Annotated in this window: 1 protein-coding gene and 1 pseudogene; one reads left to right on the top strand and one right to left on the bottom strand. The window is 63.1% G+C overall.

Annotation, left to right across the window (positions count from 1 at the left end):
• Positions 1-516, top strand: a pseudogene (locus tag EOD07_RS35770) (diaminopimelate decarboxylase); the annotation flags it as partial.
• Positions 517-532: 16 nt separating this feature from the next.
• Here EOD07_RS35770 and EOD07_RS35765 read toward each other — a convergent pair.
• The gene (locus tag EOD07_RS35765; protein ID WP_127238466.1) at positions 533-835 is read right to left on the bottom strand and encodes a metalloregulator ArsR/SmtB family transcription factor; all 303 of its coding nucleotides are present in this window, start codon (positions 833-835) and stop codon (positions 533-535) included.
• Positions 836-974 lie beyond the last annotated feature (139 nt).

The raw sequence follows: 974 nt of genomic DNA, 5'->3' as shown, positions 1-974 counted from the left end.
CCATTGCCCGACGCCTATGCCGAGATCGTCAGGAAACACGTCACCAGGCTCGGCCTCAAGGTGATGTTCGAGCCCGGCCGCCTGATCGTCGGCAATGCCGGCATCCTGGTGTCCGAGGTGATCTATGTGAAGGAAGGCGACGCCAAGAACTTCCTTATCGTCGACGCCGCCATGAACGACCTGATCCGGCCGACGCTCTATGACGCCTTCCACGACATCCGGCCGGTGGTGCAGCCGCACGCCTCGACGCCGCGCATGAAGGCCGACGTCGTCGGCCCGGTCTGCGAGACGGGCGACTTCATCGGCCTCGATCGCGATCTGCCGAGATTGAAGGCGGGCGACCTGATCGCCGTTTCCACCGCCGGCGCCTATGGCGCGGTGCAGGCCGGCACCTACAACACCAGGCTTCTGGTGCCGGAGGTTCTGGTCGACGGCGACCGCTTCCATGTCGTGCGGCCGCGCCAGACCTATGAGGACCTGATCGGACTGGATTCTATCCCCGACTGGCTGAAGTAACGCGCCTGGCGAATCGTTAGATCTTCCGCTGGATCAGCGCTTTGGCTTCCGCGATCCGGCCCTCGTCGCGGCGATAGAAGATCCACTGCTTGGCGCGCTTGGTCGAGAGCAGGCCGGCCTGGGTCAGCACGCGCATATGCTCGCTCAGCGTCGCCTGGGTGATGCCGAGCTTTTCGGCGATCAGCAGCGCGCAGACGCCGTCCTCCACCAGATCGCCATCGGCTTGGCGCGGAAAATGCGCGCGCGGATCCTTGAGCCAATCGAGGATCTGCAGCCTGCGCTCGTTGGCGAATGCCTTGAAGATGTCGACCTCTTGCATTTAGCCATTTTGCTAAGTTACTAATTGAAGTCAATCCCGAGGAGCAGGCCATGTTGAACACCAGAACGATCACGCGCGAGCGCATCGCCGCTGTCGAACCGCGCATCCGACCCTATGTCCGCCACACGCCGGTGATGCG

It is taken from the genome of Mesorhizobium sp. M2C.T.Ca.TU.002.02.1.1 (assembly GCF_003997225.1).
This window is presented reverse-complemented; position numbering and strand designations above follow the sequence as displayed.